A 15,789-nucleotide genomic window follows, 5' to 3' on the forward strand; every position below is an offset into this window, starting at 1 on the left:
GACACGCAGATGAAAGCCCTTGAAACCGAACATATCCTGACCCGCCACGACTTCCACGGCGAATGGAACTACACCCTCAGTCCCAGACCGCGACACGCCGACAGCGACCTAGATTAATTTATCGCAAGCCCTTAGCATTGCCAATCGAGCAATAGCCGCTCTCGTCGAGGGTGAAAAAGTCGCCTGCCACCTCTTCGCACATGCCGTGCCCCTGACACCGCGCCGAGTCGACACTAACCTTCATTCCCATTGACATGACCTCCTTGTCGGCGATTGCGCCAGCGCCGCATGATCGTCAGCCGCAACGCCCCACCCAGATACCCGCCGCCGGCGGCGAGCATGGCGCCCTTCGGACTGCCCCGACGCTGTGCGACGTCTAGAAAATATAGACTTAATACCTGCTCGTCACCCGACGGCCAGTCAATTGGAACCAGCGGCTGCCGGGCAACACAGCCGAAGGACGGAGGGCTCGATGAACGAACTTGAGCTACTGCAAGCAGTACGGCTCAAGGGGCGCGTGAGCCTTGCGGACCTGGCCGCGACCCTGGCCACCGAGCCCGACGCGGTCAGCAATGCCGTCGACGAACTGGTCCGGTCCGGGTTTGTCCTCACCGGTAAAGCCCTCAGACTGACTCCCGCAGGACGGCAACGACTTTCCGAGTTGCTTGGGGCGGAGCGCTCGCAGCTGGACCACGACGCCGTCGCAGCGATCCACGCTGCGTTTCGCCCGGTCAATGCGGAGTTCAAAGCACTTATCGCCGACTGGCAAGTCAAGGACGGCCAGCCCAACCCTCACGACGACCCCAGCTACGACGAGGCGGTGCTGGCTCGCCTTGAGCCCGTTCACGAAGGCGCCTCGGCGCTTATCACCGAAGCCAGCGCGCACGTTCCGCGCCTGGGTGCATACGCCGAGAAACTGACGTCGGCGTTGGATCGGGTCCGGGCCGGCGACCTGATCTGGTTGACCCGGCCGATCATCGACTCCTATCACACGGTGTGGTTCGAGTTGCACGAGGAACTGATCGACATGGCGGGTCTGACGCGGCATGAAGAGGCGCTCGCCGGCCACGCGGAGTGACTTTGCCGGGCTAGCCTGGCGCGGAGCGGCACGGTCAACCGTAGACCCGCGCAAACTCGCCGATCGTGTCTACGGCGCAGCGGTGAAGAATGGTGTGCATCCCCAACTCTCGCGCCGGCGCGAGGTTCACCTCGACGTCGTCAACGAAAAGGCACTCGGCAGGCCCGCGGCCCAGGCGCTCGGCGGCGAGTAGGTAAATCTGCGGGTCTGGCTTGCGGATTCCAACCTCGGACGACACCAACACCTCATTGAATTTCGGCAGTAGCTCCCACGGATAGTCGGCCGCCGGACCCCACGAGTTGCTCACCAACGCTGTCGGGACGCCGCGGGCAATGAGCCGATCGACCGCTGCCACCATGGTCTGTTCGACATCCCATGTGGTCTTCCGCACCAGCTCCAGCCAGTCGCGGCCGTCGACCGGTGTCGCGGCCTGCTTGCTCAGTAGTGGCGTGATGAGATCCGCGAACTCAGCGGCGCCGATCTGACCAAGCTCCAGCAACGCGAACGGAGTTCCCGAGTCAGATGAGAAGCACTCGGCGGCGAACCCATGCGGATCCACCACGCCGACCGCCACACATGCATTAACGAACGCTTCCAACACCGATGCGGTGAGCACGCCACCGAAGTCGACCAGCAGGGCAGGGACGTCACCACGGACAGGCTTCTTAGTCGCCATGAGTTGAGAATATCTATACTCTTGACGCCATACCAGCACCGCGGCGTTCCGGTCCGACACGCTTTCCTTTTGCGCTAGTTTATCTATACAATTAACACCATATCTTCGTGGCCGAGGAGACCCGATGGACCTGTCCTTCACCGATGAGGACCATGCGTTTCGCCGGGAGGTGCGGGAGTGGTTGTGCGCCAACATCCCGACGACCGAACGGTCGACCGACCCCGCGGACGCGCGTCGGTGGGACATGGCCTGGCAGCGAAAACAGTTCGAGGGCGGCTTCGGCGGCATCGCCTGGCCGACCGAATACGGTGGCCAGGGACTCACCTTGGTCCGGCAGCTGATCTGGTTCGAGGAATACGCCAAGGCCGGCGGACCCGATATCGGCTGTGCGTTCGTCGGCATCAATCACGGCGGGCCCACCCTGATCGCTCGCGGCAGCCAAGAGCAGAAGCGACGACATCTGCCACAAATCCTGGCCGGCGAGGAGGTGTGGTGTCAGGGATTCTCGGAACCGGGCGCCGGGTCCGATCTTGCCGGAATCGCGACGAAGGGGCGGGTCGTCGGCGACGAACTCGTGGTCAATGGCCAGAAAATCTGGACCAGTTTCGCCCACATGGCCGACTTCCAGGAACTACTGGTACGCACCGATCCAGACTCCAGGCGGCACCACGGGCTCACCTGGACCATCTGCGATATGCACAGCCCCGGCATCACGGTGCGACCGATCGCCTCGATGGACGGTCTGGAAGAGTTCTGCGGAGTGTTCTATGACGACGTCCGCATCCCGCTCGACAACGTCGTTGGCACCATCGGTGGTGGCTGGTCGGTGGCCATGTCAACGCTCGGCTTCGAGCGCGGCACCGGGTTCATGAAGCTTCAGACCGAACTATCCGTCGTGCTGGAGGAACTTATCGCCCGGGCGACGGACCTCGGCGGGCTTGCCGACCCGTCGGTGGCGGTCCAGTTGGGCGACCTCCGCGCCGACGTGCTCGCACTGCGAGCCATGACGTACGCAATGGTGTCAAGCGCGGCCAGGGCCGACGTGCCAGGACCACTTGGGTCGATGATCAAAGTCTTCTATGCCGATCTCGCACAACGGATTCACCGCGCTCAGATGGACATCGTCGATGTACAGGGCCTGGACCGCGGGGGACCGTTCGCCGCTGAGATCCGCCATTACCTCTACTCGTATGCGTCCACGATCGGTGGTGGAACCTCAGAGGTGCAACGCGACATCATCGGCGAACGCGTCCTCGGCCTGCCGAGAAATCGCTAGCGGAGCTGGTGCTGCTATGGACTTTCTTCCCGACCCAGATCAGCAGGCGCTGGCTGACGCGACTCGTGACTTCATCGTCCACCGCTTCCCCTTGAATGATTGTCCGGTCCGCCTTGACGACGTGCACTGGAAGGAGATCGCCGAACTGGGTTGGCTGGGACTGGCCACCGACGAGAACGCCGGCGGCACCGACGCCACTCTGGTCGACGAGGCGTTCGTTTTCCGCGAGATTGGGCGCGGATTAGTGCCGGGCCCGATACTGACCACCCTGGCGGCGGCGCGGTTGGCCGCATGGACGGGCGAGCCGGAGCTGGCAGCAGAGCTCATCGGGGGCCGTACCCGGGTGGCCCGCGCCCTCCCCGCAACAGCAGCAGGCGAACGGCTACTGATCACCGACGCGCCCGGATCGGCCCTCACGTTGATTGTCGGCGAAGCGACCGCCGCCCTGTATGCGACACCGATCGATCTCGACCTTAGCCCGGGACTCGAGGACGGGACAGTGCTCGGCCGCGCGCGAACCGAGGAGCTCGGTGCCCCGGTGTTGGGCACCGAAGACGCAGAAATCGTCGCCCGCCTACGCCGCGTGTTGGCGATCCTTACCTGCGCCCAGCTCGCCGGAATCACCGGGGCGACAAGGGATCTGGCGATAGAGTACGCCAAGGACCGGGTCCAGTTCGGCAAGCCGATCGGCGCCTTCCAAGCGATCAAACACCGCTGCGCCGACATGGCTGTCGCTGCGCTCGCGGCCGAGAATGTGATGTTTTTTGCGGCCCTGACCGAGAGCACCACGACAACGGGATCGGAATACCATGTGCTCGCCGCAGCGGCGTTCTGCCGACGCGCGGCACTCGCTACGGTGCGCGCCAATGTTCAGATCCACGGCGCCCTGGGTTTCACGGTGGAGGACAGTGCGCACCGGTTCGTCAAGAGAACCCACGCCCTGTGCAGCGTCGAAAGTTTTGGCCGCGCGGCGACGCGCCTGGGGACGCTCGCCCACCCGAATGCAAGTGAGGAACTGTGACCACAGCCGAGCTGAAATCCGAGATCGTCGACGGTGTCGGAGTGATCTCACTGAACCGCCCGCATCGGCACAACGCCATCACCGACTCGCTTTTTGAAGAACTCAGCGCCGTCCTTCGCCAGCAACTCGACGACCAATCGATCCGCTGTGTGCTGCTGCGCGGAGAAGGCCGGTCATTCTGCTCGGGCCGCGACACCGCCGAACTGGGCCGGCGCGCCGACGGTCAGGACGACTTCACGTTCGTGCGCGAACATCAACGGTTGCGCCTCGATGCGCTCGAGTCGACCAAACCGATCGTCGCCGCCGTGCAAGGCGCTGTGCTGGGCGGTGGTTTCGAGATCGCGTTGTCGGCCGATATCCGGATCATCGCAGAGGACGCGTTTTTCGGGCTCCCTGAGGTCGGGCTGGGGCTGGTACCCGACACCGGGGGCACGCAGATCCTCCCGGCGCTCGTCGGACCCGCACGTGCCAAGTATCTGGTGCTCAGCGGCGCCCATATCGACGCCGCGACCGCCTACGCCTGGGGGCTGGCCGAAGAAATTGTGCCCGTCGACCAATTGACCCAGCGTGCAATGCAATTCTGCCTGGGATTAGCCACGCAGCCGGTGCTGGCGATGTCGATGGGCAAGCTGCTGGTGAATCAGGCGACCGCGGGTCCTATCCGTAACGGCATCGCGCAGGAACTGCTCGCTCAGACGGCACTGTTCAGCTCCTCGGAGTATCAGCAGCTCAAAGACCGCCACCCGCGGGCGCGACGGGAAGGGCCCTGACATGCCGTTGCCCGCTCCTCCCCCACAGGGATTGGCCATGCTGCCGCCACACACCTATGCCGGGCAGGTGGTCGTCGTTACCGGCGGCGGCACAGGTCTCGGCAAGGCGATCGCCGCCGAATTCGCCCGCCTCGGAGCGGGCGTCGCTGTGGCCAGCCGCAAACCGGAGCATCGCCAGGCAGGCGTGCAAACGATTGAAGCATTGGGCGCCAAGGCTGTTGGGGTCGCACTCGATGTGCGCGACCCCGATGCGGTGGCGGCGATGTTCGATCAGGTCGAACGCGATCTCGGGCCGGCGGACGTGTTGATCAACAACGCAGCCGGCAACTTTCCCGCGCAGGCGGTCAAGATGTCGCCCAACGCCTGGCGCAGTGTCGTGGACATCGTGCTCAACGGCACCTTCTTCTGCAGCAGCGAGTTCGCCCGCCGCGCGCTGAGCCGCTCGGCCCCTGGCGCGATCCTCAACATCGGCGCGACCTACTCGTGGACCGGCGGTCCCGGAACCGCCCACTCGGCCGCGGCCAAAGCCGCAGTCACCAACCTGACGCAGTCACTGGCAGTGGAGTGGGCGCCCCATGGCATCCGAGTCAACTGCCTGGCCCCGGGCAAGTTCCCGCACGACGACCTTCCCGAAGCGCTGCGCAAGGTCTCCACGCCGGAGCAAGATGCCGCCCGGATCCCCGGCGGGCGAGTCGGCCTGCCACACGAACTCGCCTGGGCCGCAACATATATGTGCTCGCCGTACGCGGCCTACCTGACCGGCCACACCCTCGTGCTGGACGGCGGCAACTGGCTCCGGCGTGGCCTAACCATGCCGGAGTTCATCCCCATCGAAGAACAGCTGTCCTGACACGAGCGAGAGGAACACCACGCAGTGACGATGTCTGCACCAGCGGGCAGCTCACTCTCACCGACCGTCGCGAACGGTGAGAGCTTTGCGGTGTGGGCACCCGGCAAGCCCGACGTCATCACCGCGGTGCTGGCACGTGCCGTCGAGCAAGCACCCGACACAGTCTTCTTGGACTTCTCCGGCGAGACATACAGTTACGCGCAGGTCTGGGACCTCTCGTTGCGACGGGCTGCCGGGCTCGCCCAACTCGGCCTGGGCCAGCGCGAGACAGTGGTGTGCATGCTCGACAACAACGTCGACGCGATCATCACCTGGTTCGCCGCGAACTTTCTTGGCGCCATCTGGGTTCCGGTCAACACGGCACTGAAGGGTGAATACCTTCGTCACCAGATCAGCGATGCCGCCGCCACGATTGTCGTCGCTGAATCCGATTATGCGCAACGCATTATCGACATTGCCGACCTGCTCCCTGATGTGCGCCACCTAGTGGTACGCGGCGCCCCGCCGACGTCTAAGACGGTGCTGATAACCTGCACGGCCGACGCCACCCCGCAGACCGCTCTTGACCAGCCGCTCGCGGTCGTCCCGGGCGACCTGGCGATGCTGATCTACACCTCGGGGACGACCGGCCCCGCAAAGGGCTGCATGATCAGCCATAACTACATCTGCAACGTCGCCGCCAACACTGCCGCAATGCGGGATCCGAGCTTCACCTTGTGGACGCCATTGCCGCTGTTTCATCTCAATGCCGCAGGCACCTCGGTCCTCGCGACGGCGATGAACCAGACCACCGTGTCGATCGCACCGCGATTTTCTCTGTCGGGATTCTGGCCGGAAATCAAACGCTCAGGCGCTCAACAGGTCTCGATTCTAGGCGCCATGATCACACTCATCGCCGCCATGCCCGACACGCCGGAGATGGCCGACTGCCACGGGCAGATCCGGTACGCCGGCGGAGCCCCGTGGACGCCGGAACTGATCGCCACGTGGAAGCGGCGTTTCGGGGTAGTTGAAGCCGGCAACTCGGTGTTCGGACTTACCGAGGCGTCCTTCATCACCAGCAATCCCCGCCGGCTGCCGGCGCCACCCGGGGCGTCGGGCCGGCGCAACGATGACTTCGACGTCCGAATAGTCGACGACAATGACAACGAGGTCCCCGACGGCCGGCCGGGCGAGATCGTCGTTCGGCCCCGCAAACCCCATGTCATGTTCGAAGGCTATTGGCGGCGGCCCGAAGCGACGGTGGCGGTACTGCGCAATCTCTGGTTCCACACCGGCGACATCGGGCGTTTCGATGAGCAGGGTTGGTTCTGGTTTGTCGACCGCAAAAAGGATTATCTTCGTCGTCGCGGCGAGAACATCTCGAGCTACGAGCTGGAGGCCACCTTCCGCGCGCACCACGACATCGCTGACGTTGCCGTACATGCTGTTCCGTCCGACTTGACGGAGGATGACATCAAGGTGACCGCGGTCCTGCGGGCAGAGTCCGAACTGACCGAGCACGAATTGTGCCGCTGGTCACTGGACAAGTTGCCGTATTTCGCCGTGCCACGTTATATCGAGTTCCGAACCGAGTTGCCCCGCAACGCTACCGGAAAAGCCCTGAAGTTCCAGCTGCGCGACGAGGGCGTCACCGCGCACACCTGGGACCTCGAGAGCTCCGACATCGAGGTGGTGAAGCGCTGACACCGTGTAACTCCATCGACGACGAGGAGCCGGAACCGATGACGCGAGTCCTATCGGAGAACACGCGTGCGGTCACCCGCACCCGGCGTGTGGTGTTTCTCGACGGTAACGCCGGATTGCCGCGGGAGCTGCTGGGCAACAAGGGGTATGGAATCGACAGCATGCGTCGGCACGGTTTGCCGGTGCCACCCGCGTTCTGCATCACCACCGAAGTGTGTGCAGACTGGTTCGACGACCCCGAGCGCGCGATCGACTCGGTGCTGCGCGAAGCCGTCCGGGAGAAGATGGCCGGGCTGGAGGCCGAGACCGGACGCACCTTCGGCCGCGGGCCCCGTCCGCTGTTGGTCAGCGTACGCAGCGGTGCGGCGCAATCCATGCCGGGAATGCTTGACACCGTGCTGGATCTGGGCATCAACGATGCGGTCGAAGAGTCACTCGCCGAGCTGCACAGCCCGCGCTTCGCCTGCGACACCCGGCGCCGATTCCAGGAAATGTATCGGCGAATTGTGCTGGGCGACCCCACCGGGGCGGTGCCCGATGACCCGTATGACCAGATGAGGGGCGCGATTTCGGCAGTTTTCGCTTCATGGAACAGCGACCGTGCCGTGGCCTATCGCAGCCACTACGGCCACGACCATGTCAGCGGCACCGCGGTGGTGGTACAGGCTATGGTGTTCGGCAACATGGAACAGAATTCGGGCACCGGGGTGGTGTTCTCCCGGAATCCGATGACAGGCGCCAACGAGCCGTTCGGGGAGTGGCTGCCGGGCGGGCAGGGGGAAGACGTCGTCTCCGGCACCTTCGATGTCGAGCCGATAACCGCCCTACGCCACGAGCAGCCCGCAGTCTATGACGAGCTGATGGCGGCGGCCAAGTACCTTGAGCGCAGGGCCGGCGACGTGCAGGACATCGAGTTCACCGTCGAAGACGGCAAGCTGTGGCTGCTGCAGACACGGGTGGCCAAGCGTTCTGCGCAGGCCGCTGTCCGACTGGCGCTACAACTGCGGCACGAGGGTCTCATCGACGAGGCCGAGACCTTGCTCCGGGTCACTCCGGCGCATGTCGAGGCTTTACTGATGCCGTCGTTGCAACCTGAAACCCGCCTGGCCGCACCACTTCTTGCCACCGGGCTGCCTGCGTGCCCCGGCGTCGTCTCGGGGAAGGCGTATGTCGATGTCGACGAGGCGATCGACGCCGCCGATGCCGGTGAGGACGTCATCCTGGTGCGCAATCACACCAGCCCCCACGACGTGGCGGGCATGCTGGCCGCTCGCGGCATCGTCACCGAGGTCGGTGGTGGCACGAGCCATGCCGCAGTGGTGAGCCGCGAGCTCGGCCGTCCGGCGGTGGTGGGTTGCGGCATCGGAATCACCGATACGTTGTCCGGAAAGTTGATCACCATCGACGGCAGCGAAGGCGAAGTGCGCGAAGGTGTTCTGCAACTTCAAGCGTGGTCCGAACACGACTCTCCGGATTTTCGCGAATTGGCCTCCATCGCAAGGAAGTTGAGCATACTGCGCGCCCATCGCGATGGCGATTATCCGAGACTGCAAGACGCGACCGTTGATGCCGTGCGCGCCGCGATGGCCGCCGGACACACCGATGTGGTCTCGGAAACTCCGCTGTTGGCGATGCTCACCGCGGTACGGCTCACAGAAACCCGCGATTAGAAGTGAGGAGACCTGCCATGGGTCGAGTGGAAGGCAAAGTTGCCCTCGTCACGGGCGCCGCCCGCGGTCAAGGCCGAAGCCACGCGGTTCACCTTGCCGAAGAGGGCGCCGACATCATCGCGGTCGACATCTGCCACGACATTGCCAGCAACGACTATCCACTGGCCCGCCCGGAAGATCTCGACGAAACGGCCCGTCTGGTGGAGAAGCACAATCGTCGTATCGTGCCCGTCCAGGGCGACGTTCGGGATCGCACGGCCTTGGCGGCGGCCGTCGAAACCGGCATGAGCGAACTGGGCAAGCTCGACATCGTGGTTGCCAACGCAGGCATCTGCCCGCTCGGTGCGGGAGGGTCCGCGGCCGCGTTCATCGACGCTGTCGACGTCGACCTGATCGGTGTGCTGAACACGGTTCATGTCGCGCTTCCCCACTTGAAAGCCGGCGCGTCGATCATCATGACCGGTTCGGTGGCGGGCCTGCTTTCGAGCGCATCTTCCGGATCGTGCCCCCAGGGACTCGGTGGTGCGGGTTACAACTTTGCCAAGCGTGTAATCGTCGAATACACAACCACATTGGCGGTCAAACTGGCTCCGCAGTCGATCCGCGTCAACGCCGTGCATCCGACCAACTGCAACACCGACATGCTGCAGAGCGATCCCATGTATCGCACCTTTCGGCCGGATTTGGAAAACCCCTCGGCAGCGGAGGCGGAGGCGGGCTTCCGCTCGATGCAGGCTATGCCCATACCGTGGGTGGAGCCATCCGACATCTCCTATGCGGTGGTGTATCTGGCTTCCGACGAGTCGAGGTACGTCACCGGTATGCAGCTCAGAGTCGACGGCGGAGCGACGATTCAGCGCGGACTCTGAGAGGCGGGCCCCAGCTCTCACCGCCATTTTCGGATCAGTCTGCGCGAGCCGCTGTCACCGCTTGCGCCGGACGGGTGCTGCCATCGCTGTGCGCTTCGCAACGAAGCTCGTGTGCAACCCGGAGAGCAGTGCTCGCACCGCGGCGCGAAGGTGGTCCCGGGGCGGAATCGCAGCGGTAGCTTCGATCACCTCCGCCAGATCCGGGGACGGAGGCTCGTCGCGTGGCAGGGCCAGCGGCGTGAGTTGCGACCAGCCGATGATCAACGCACAGATCGCCGCATAAGCCTCCACGGTGGCCGCCAGGTCGAACCCCCCGGCCCGAAGCTGCGCGATGACGAAGCTGGCCACCCCTACATCTTCAACCCTGCCCTGCTGCGCGTTGAGTACGTGGCCCACCACACCCGGGAACTCGTCGGTGAGATCGGCCGTGACAAGGAGGACACGCTCGATGGCGTCGTCCCACCGCTCATCGGGTCGACGCACTAATTGATCGGCGAATGCCTGCTTCATGACGTGAGACGCGACCAACGAAGCCAATCCTTGTCGCCCACCCCGGACGTGGTAGTACACCGCGGGGCCGGTAACGCCCAGCTGCTCCGCCACCTTCGTCACGGTCAACGCGTCAAGGCCCCCGACGCGTGTCAGCTCGACGGCTGCTTCCACGATGTCAGCTTCGGTCAGAACCGTCGCCTGAACCCCGCCGCGCTGCCCGCCGAACTTCGTTGTGCTGGCCACCCACGCATTCTGCCGCCATTGCGAGTCACATAGGTACCTAGGCTCGGGTACCTAGGCTCGGCGAGCGCAGCACCCGCCCGGCGCCTGCCTGACGTGTCCGGTGGCGAAGAAATCATTGACATTTGGCTTCGTCCATTTAGATACTATTAATGCTCAAGCGTCTGCAAGGAGGCACCTGTGGAAACCGGCCGGCTGATCAACTTCGTGTTCCTAGCCGTAGCTCTGGCCTCGGTGATATGGCTGTATCGAGGTGACCGGGCAGCCGGCCACATCCGCGCGGTGACGTGGATGTTCATCGGCGCCACCTCAATGTCGTGGATGGAGGCGGTTTGGGACTGGGCGCTGTACTTCCGCTTCAATCCCAAGCAGGACTGGCTCATGCCCGAGTGGGTCCCGGTGTTGGGTATGGCAGGAGGTTGGCCCTACCTCATGCCGTGTATCTATGGCCCATGGTTCGTCCTGTGCACCTACTTCTTCGCCAAGAAAATGGTCGAACGCAACATCAGCACCCCGAAGATCGTCGGCGTGGCGGTTGCCGCGGGCGCGCTCTCGGAACTCGTTCTCGAGCTTCCATTCCTTTTCATCGGCAATTACGCCTACACCCGTTCAGTGCCTGGCCTGGCGCTGTTCGTCGGCACCCAGCAGCAATACCCACTGCTCGTTGCCGTCTTCATGGCACCGGTCATGGCTTTCTTCACCATCATCATGGTGCGCGGGCTGAGGTTATCGACCGTACCGTCTGCACCCGTCACCGCTCTCGCCAGCGCGAGCGTCGGTGGCGGCGCCTCGGCACCTGAGTTCGCTCCCGCACGAAGCGATCAGGCCAGTCCGGCTACCTTCTGGTCGCGACTGGGCAATCTACGCGCCTTGGGCGGCCAAGACGATCGCCTCGCCCCCAACCTCATCGCCGCTATCGTCTCGTGTCACATCATTTTCGTGCTGCCGATGATTCCTGCCGTGATCATCAGATTCGCGGGATGGGCGACGCAGGTCGGGCTCGCAAACCCGTTCGGAGTGACCGCTTATCCGTTTCCTTGGTGATCCTCAGGATGCTGGGGCACCAAGGCATTCGCGTCGCTTCAGCACATCACAACAACCGGCGCAGGGCGGCATCCAATAGCCCGGGTGTGAATCGCCGCAGCCGCCAGACGGTAGCGGACCCCCGGCCTGGAAACACGTACATTCCGGCGCGCGGTCGAGCCAGTGAGGCGTCAATCGCATCCAGAACCTGTTGTACCGTAATAGGTTTAAGCACCTTCAGCGCTCCCTTCGGGGCGTTGTGGCGCAAAATGTCGTCGAGCATGGGCGTTTGGACTCCGGGAGGGCACACGCACCTTAAGGTCACACCGGACCCATCTAGTTCGAGCTTCAGCGTCTCGGCGAAACCCACCACTGCGAACTTGGTGGCGGTGTAAGCACCCATGTTTGGCGTGGCGAACCACCCCGCCAGGGAGGCGAACAGCACGATCTCACCGCTGTTGCGGGAACGCATCGCCGGCAGCACAGCCTTGACCCAGTGCACGGTCCCCAGATAGTTCACCGACATCACGGCGGCGAACCGTGCAGCCGGCACCTGGTCAATCGGTCCGGCCACGGCAATGCCCGCGGCGTTGACCAGCCGATCAACTCGGCCGAGCCGTTCGGTAATCGCCGCAGCCGTCGCCGCAACCTGATCCGCCTCGGAGACGTCGCAAGCAAACCGATGAAAGCCGGCATGATCTGCCAGTAAGGCATAGGTCGCGCCGGGCAAGTCCACGGCAGCCACTTGCCAACCGGAATCGAGCAGTCGGCGCGCCGCGAGCGACCCCATGCCGCTCGCGGCTCCCGTGACAACCGCAACCGGTGCCAAATCAAGCCCCCGAGAACGGTCCGCGCGGGCGCGGTGGGGACGACAGCAACCGCGCGATTTCCGTGTGCATCTCCTCGGCGATCGTCCAAATGTCGGGCGTGTTTTCACGGTGGCCGGTCGTTGTGACGAACATCTGTCCCGCGTAGGTCGTCACGGCGATGATCAGGCTCATCCCGTAGGTCTGCATCATTTGGATATGGGTGCGCTCGAGTTTGGCGCCGGCCAAATACAGCGGCACGGAAGGTCCTTGCACATTTGTCACCAGCGTGTTGAACGGCGCGGGCGCCTTGTCGCCGAGCCCGGAAACCAGGCCGTTGATCACCAACTCGGTGAAGCCGGGTGCCAGCACCTGGAAGATGTTCTCGACCACGTTGGTGTGCGAGGCCTTCACTGCGGCCTTCGCCTGCGTCGTGGCGGCGTTGATGATCGCGAGGCGCTGCAGCGGATCCTCAACATCGACGGGCAACTTCAAAGAGATGATCGCGAATCGGTTTTCGAATGCGCCGCTGTCGTCCACGGTTCGGGTGTTCACCGGGTTGCCGCAGGTAATTGGGCCGTCCGGCAAGGCGTCGTGGTCGATCAACCACCGCCGCAGCGCCGCAGTCGATATGGCCAGCGCGACGTCGTTAACGGTGCAGCCGTGCAATTGCCGAATCTTCTTTACCTCCGACATCGCGATGTTCGCCCAGGCTGTGGTCTTGTGCGGAATACCATGCGAGAGTTGGTTAAACGGCAGCCGAGGACCGGAGAACAGCCGCGCGCCGGCGTTTGTGGCCGGCTTCTCCCGTCGCGCCAACACCGAATTCAGCCTGCGCCGGGCCAGCACTGTGCCCAGGCCCGCGATCGCGCGTGCACTTCGTATCGGCCGCATCGCCATCGTTGGCAACGACCGCATCAGCATCTCGCCTTGTGAGGGTACCGGTTCCGGCTTCCACTCATCGTCGGGAATCGTCGCGACGTCAGCGTTCGGCTCGGTGGTAAACATCTGGAAGATCATCGCAACCCCGCCCATGCCGTCGATGCAGGCGTGATGCATGCGCAACATGATCGCCTTCTTGCCGTCAGGCAGGCCGTCGAGGAACCACAGATCCCACAGCGGTCGACGCCAGTCCAAAGGCAGGCTGCCGATTTCGTCGATCACAGCCGCCAGCTCGCGATCCCCGCCGGGCGCCGGGACACCCAGACTGTGCAGATGGTCGTCGAGGTTGAACTCCGGGTCCTCCACCCACACCGGTGACGTGAGGCCGAACGGCACTTGTACGAGTCGGCGGCGAAACGGCGGCATCGTGGGCAGCAGGCGGGCCAGGTGGGCCTTCAGATGCGTCAGTGTCCACGGCTCCAACGACGTCGACGGATCGAAAACGAAGAGCCCGCCTCCGTGTAGCGGGTAGCGCTCGTTGTCCATGGTGATGAACAAGGTGTCGAGATCAGATAGCTGCTTCATAGTCCGGTCTTTCACGCCGCAGTATCGCCGAAATGCCTACCACAACCACTGTTTCACGTGCGCCCCGCTATGTCATCGGCTCGGCCGCAGGTAGCTAAGGGGTCCGATGGCGCCTGCTGATTTCATACCGACGGAGCGAATCGTCGATACTCAGCGATCCGGTAGGTGATACTTTCGGCCGCGCAGCCGGATGCTATCACATATCTAACTAAGTATTAACGCTATCCCTTGGCAGAAAGCGGCCTCACCTGTGCTGCAACCCCCAAAGCCGAGGAAGCATGGCATAGCGGACAGCGGTGCTCACTATCCCCACTGCGGATCCAAGATACTTCCGATCCGGACTCAGACACTTGGTGATACACATCGGTTCTGTCGGATTAGCTTGCAGTTCTTTGTGTTCCGGCTTTGGCGCTGCTGATCCAGTCACTACTTCAGCGGGCGTCGCTCAAGGCCGCGGCAATCACATCTGTCACAGGAGTCCCCGCCCGAGTCGGTGCAGAATTTGCCCGCCTCGTAGCGACAACGTGAGCACTTGAGGCACCGAGAACATCCCGTCCGGCGCAGACTCGTGTGACTGATGTGACACTCGCCGCTGCGCCCACCACGGGCGTCGAGTCACGTCCGTTCAGGGAGGCGGGTTGATGTCGCCGGGTCGTGCGGCGCCCGCAGGTCAGTTTTCCCGACCTCGGCCATCGCGTGACTGCCGTCTGCCCGGTGACCAGGTCTCGACGATCGGCCAATCCTGGATCTTCCCGTGGTTCACCCCGCCGGCTTGGTCGGCGTGCAGACGCGGCGAGAGGGTCCAGTTGTCGTCCTGGTGGCGACCACCGATGTTGCGGCACCCGCTCGCCGCCAGTTCGAACGGTGTGCGGATACCCGGCTCCGCGGCGATGAGCGCAGGCAGCGTGTTGATCCCGTACATGGCGGTGCCGAACAGCGCCGGGCGATCCTGCTTGCCGGCCGGATCTCGAAGACTCAGATGCAGCTCATAGTCCGGGATCCCGCGGATCTCGACGCCGTAACCCTGCTGAAGCCGCCAGTGCTCGGCGATGTCGCGGCGAAGCCGGTTGACGTGTTCGATCCGAAATCGTTCGACACCCTCCACGGTGCCGGTGACCCCGAACCGGATAGCCGCCACGGCGCCGGTCTCGACAGTCCTGGCCGGGATGTCGAACTCCTCGTCGCTGCGGAACACTTCGCGGAATTCTTCGACACGAACCTCGTTGCAACCCAAGGCGGCAGCCAGTCCGCGGATCGACGATCCCCACGTGCGGTCGAGCACGCCCGGCCGGTGGAACCTGCTGCTCGTGTGGTCCTGCACGCCCAGGCCGAGGTCGTCGAGCCGCCAGCGTGGCAGCGGATCGTAATCGCGCACTTCGTAGAGCGTCAGGTGATCGACACGCTCGCTGATCGCCGACAAGACGAATGGCAACAGTTGGGTGGAGAAGCCGGGATCGATGCCGCCGTACATGATCGACGCGCCGCCGGCCAATGCCGCGTCCGCAATAGGCTCACGAATCTCCGGTGGGCACGACGGCGGGTGCAGCAGTTCGGGAATACCCAGATAAGACACGTCGATTCCGTTGCGCAGGTACGGCAGCACCGGTTCGAAGCTGCGGCTCTTGCCGCAATACACCAGCGCGTCCGGACGCTGCGCCAGCACATCGTTCAGTGAGGTGGTCAGTGCGGTACCGCAGGGCTGCCAACCGATGAGTTCACCGGCGTCGCGTCCCACTTTGGATTCCGAAAACGTTTGTACCGCACACAGCTCCATGTCGGGTCGGCTCAGAAGCCCGCGGATCGCATAGTGGCCCACGTCTTTCCGGTTCCGCACAGGGCCACCCGCAAACGGCTCATCAGTTCTC

At 63.9% G+C, this 15,789-nt stretch carries 15 protein-coding genes; 9 read left to right on the plus strand and 6 right to left on the minus strand.

Going from position 1 to position 15,789, the window contains the following annotated elements; all coding sequences use genetic code 11:
• Positions 1-118 precede the first annotated feature (118 nt).
• On the minus strand, positions 119-256 hold the full coding sequence (locus EET03_RS33210) for a ferredoxin (RefSeq protein WP_082274760.1): 138 nt from the start codon (positions 254-256) through the stop codon (positions 119-121).
• Positions 257-472: 216 nt separating this feature from the next.
• Here EET03_RS33210 and EET03_RS28490 point away from each other — a divergent pair, with 216 nt between their 5' ends.
• Complete coding sequence (locus EET03_RS28490) at positions 473-1,078, plus strand: winged helix DNA-binding protein (protein WP_075543820.1); 606 nt, start codon at positions 473-475, stop codon at positions 1,076-1,078.
• Positions 1,079-1,112: 34 nt separating this feature from the next.
• Here the strand turns inward: EET03_RS28490 and EET03_RS28495 are convergent, their stop codons facing one another.
• Positions 1,113-1,754 (minus strand): HAD family hydrolase, encoded by a 642-nt coding sequence (locus EET03_RS28495; protein WP_075543819.1) that lies wholly within the window; start codon positions 1,752-1,754, stop codon positions 1,113-1,115.
• A gap of 124 nt (positions 1,755-1,878) precedes the next feature.
• Here EET03_RS28495 and EET03_RS28500 point away from each other — a divergent pair, with 124 nt between their 5' ends.
• From EET03_RS28500 to EET03_RS28530, 7 genes are read left to right on the plus strand one after another with little or no spacing between them, the layout of a single operon-like run.
• Entirely contained in the window at positions 1,879-3,030 is a 1,152-nt protein-coding gene (locus tag EET03_RS28500; protein ID WP_099194472.1) for an acyl-CoA dehydrogenase family protein, read from the plus strand.
• Positions 3,031-3,046: 16 nt separating this feature from the next.
• On the plus strand, positions 3,047-4,051 hold the full coding sequence (locus EET03_RS28505; RefSeq protein ID WP_075543817.1) for an acyl-CoA dehydrogenase family protein: 1,005 nt from the start codon (positions 3,047-3,049) through the stop codon (positions 4,049-4,051).
• Positions 4,048-4,821 carry an enoyl-CoA hydratase/isomerase family protein gene (locus EET03_RS28510; protein ID WP_075543816.1) on the plus strand — a complete coding sequence of 258 codons (774 nt, stop codon included), beginning with the start codon at positions 4,048-4,050 and terminating at the stop codon, positions 4,819-4,821. The genes EET03_RS28505 and EET03_RS28510 overlap by 4 nt, the downstream gene beginning before the upstream one ends.
• A gap of 37 nt (positions 4,822-4,858) precedes the next feature.
• Positions 4,859-5,671 carry an SDR family oxidoreductase gene (locus EET03_RS28515; RefSeq protein ID WP_244232585.1) on the plus strand — a complete coding sequence of 271 codons (813 nt, stop codon included), beginning with the start codon at positions 4,859-4,861 and terminating at the stop codon, positions 5,669-5,671.
• A 30-nt stretch (positions 5,672-5,701) separates the two neighbouring features.
• Positions 5,702-7,357, plus strand: coding sequence for an AMP-binding protein (locus EET03_RS28520; protein WP_082274758.1), 1,656 nt, complete (start codon positions 5,702-5,704; stop codon positions 7,355-7,357).
• Between the two features lie 38 nt (positions 7,358-7,395).
• Positions 7,396-9,027, plus strand: coding sequence for a pyruvate, phosphate dikinase (locus EET03_RS28525; protein WP_082274757.1), 1,632 nt, complete (start codon positions 7,396-7,398; stop codon positions 9,025-9,027).
• A 17-nt stretch (positions 9,028-9,044) separates the two neighbouring features.
• Complete coding sequence (locus EET03_RS28530) at positions 9,045-9,896, plus strand: mycofactocin-coupled SDR family oxidoreductase (RefSeq protein WP_075543813.1); 852 nt, start codon at positions 9,045-9,047, stop codon at positions 9,894-9,896.
• 54 nt (positions 9,897-9,950) lie between these two features.
• Here the strand turns inward: EET03_RS28530 and EET03_RS28535 are convergent, their stop codons facing one another.
• Complete coding sequence (locus EET03_RS28535) at positions 9,951-10,631, minus strand: TetR/AcrR family transcriptional regulator (RefSeq protein WP_075543812.1); 681 nt, start codon at positions 10,629-10,631, stop codon at positions 9,951-9,953.
• 288 nt (positions 10,632-10,919) lie between these two features.
• Between EET03_RS28535 and EET03_RS28540 the strand changes: the two genes are divergently transcribed.
• Positions 10,920-11,672, plus strand: a complete 753-nt coding sequence (locus tag EET03_RS28540) for a spirocyclase AveC family protein (RefSeq protein WP_136625779.1) — start codon at positions 10,920-10,922, stop codon at positions 11,670-11,672.
• A 46-nt stretch (positions 11,673-11,718) separates the two neighbouring features.
• On the opposite strand, the gene EET03_RS28545 is transcribed toward EET03_RS28540, so the two are convergent.
• The 3 genes from EET03_RS28545 to EET03_RS28555 all read right to left on the minus strand — a co-directional run bounded on the left by EET03_RS28545 (position 11,719) and on the right by EET03_RS28555 (position 15,758).
• Positions 11,719-12,588 carry an SDR family NAD(P)-dependent oxidoreductase gene (locus tag EET03_RS28545; RefSeq protein WP_279637770.1) on the minus strand — a complete coding sequence of 290 codons (870 nt, stop codon included), beginning with the start codon at positions 12,586-12,588 and terminating at the stop codon, positions 11,719-11,721.
• Positions 12,482-13,924: a wax ester/triacylglycerol synthase family O-acyltransferase gene (locus EET03_RS28550; protein ID WP_075543809.1), complete on the minus strand. Its 1,443-nt coding sequence runs from the start codon at positions 13,922-13,924 to the stop codon at positions 12,482-12,484. Before EET03_RS28550 ends, EET03_RS28545 begins: the two co-directional genes overlap by 107 nt.
• A 670-nt stretch (positions 13,925-14,594) precedes the next feature.
• Positions 14,595-15,758, minus strand: coding sequence for a hypothetical protein (locus tag EET03_RS28555; protein WP_075543808.1), 1,164 nt, complete (start codon positions 15,756-15,758; stop codon positions 14,595-14,597).
• Positions 15,759-15,789 lie beyond the last annotated feature (31 nt).

The organism is Mycobacterium innocens, assembly GCF_900566055.1.
GTDB lineage: Bacteria > Actinomycetota > Actinomycetes > Mycobacteriales > Mycobacteriaceae > Mycobacterium > Mycobacterium innocens.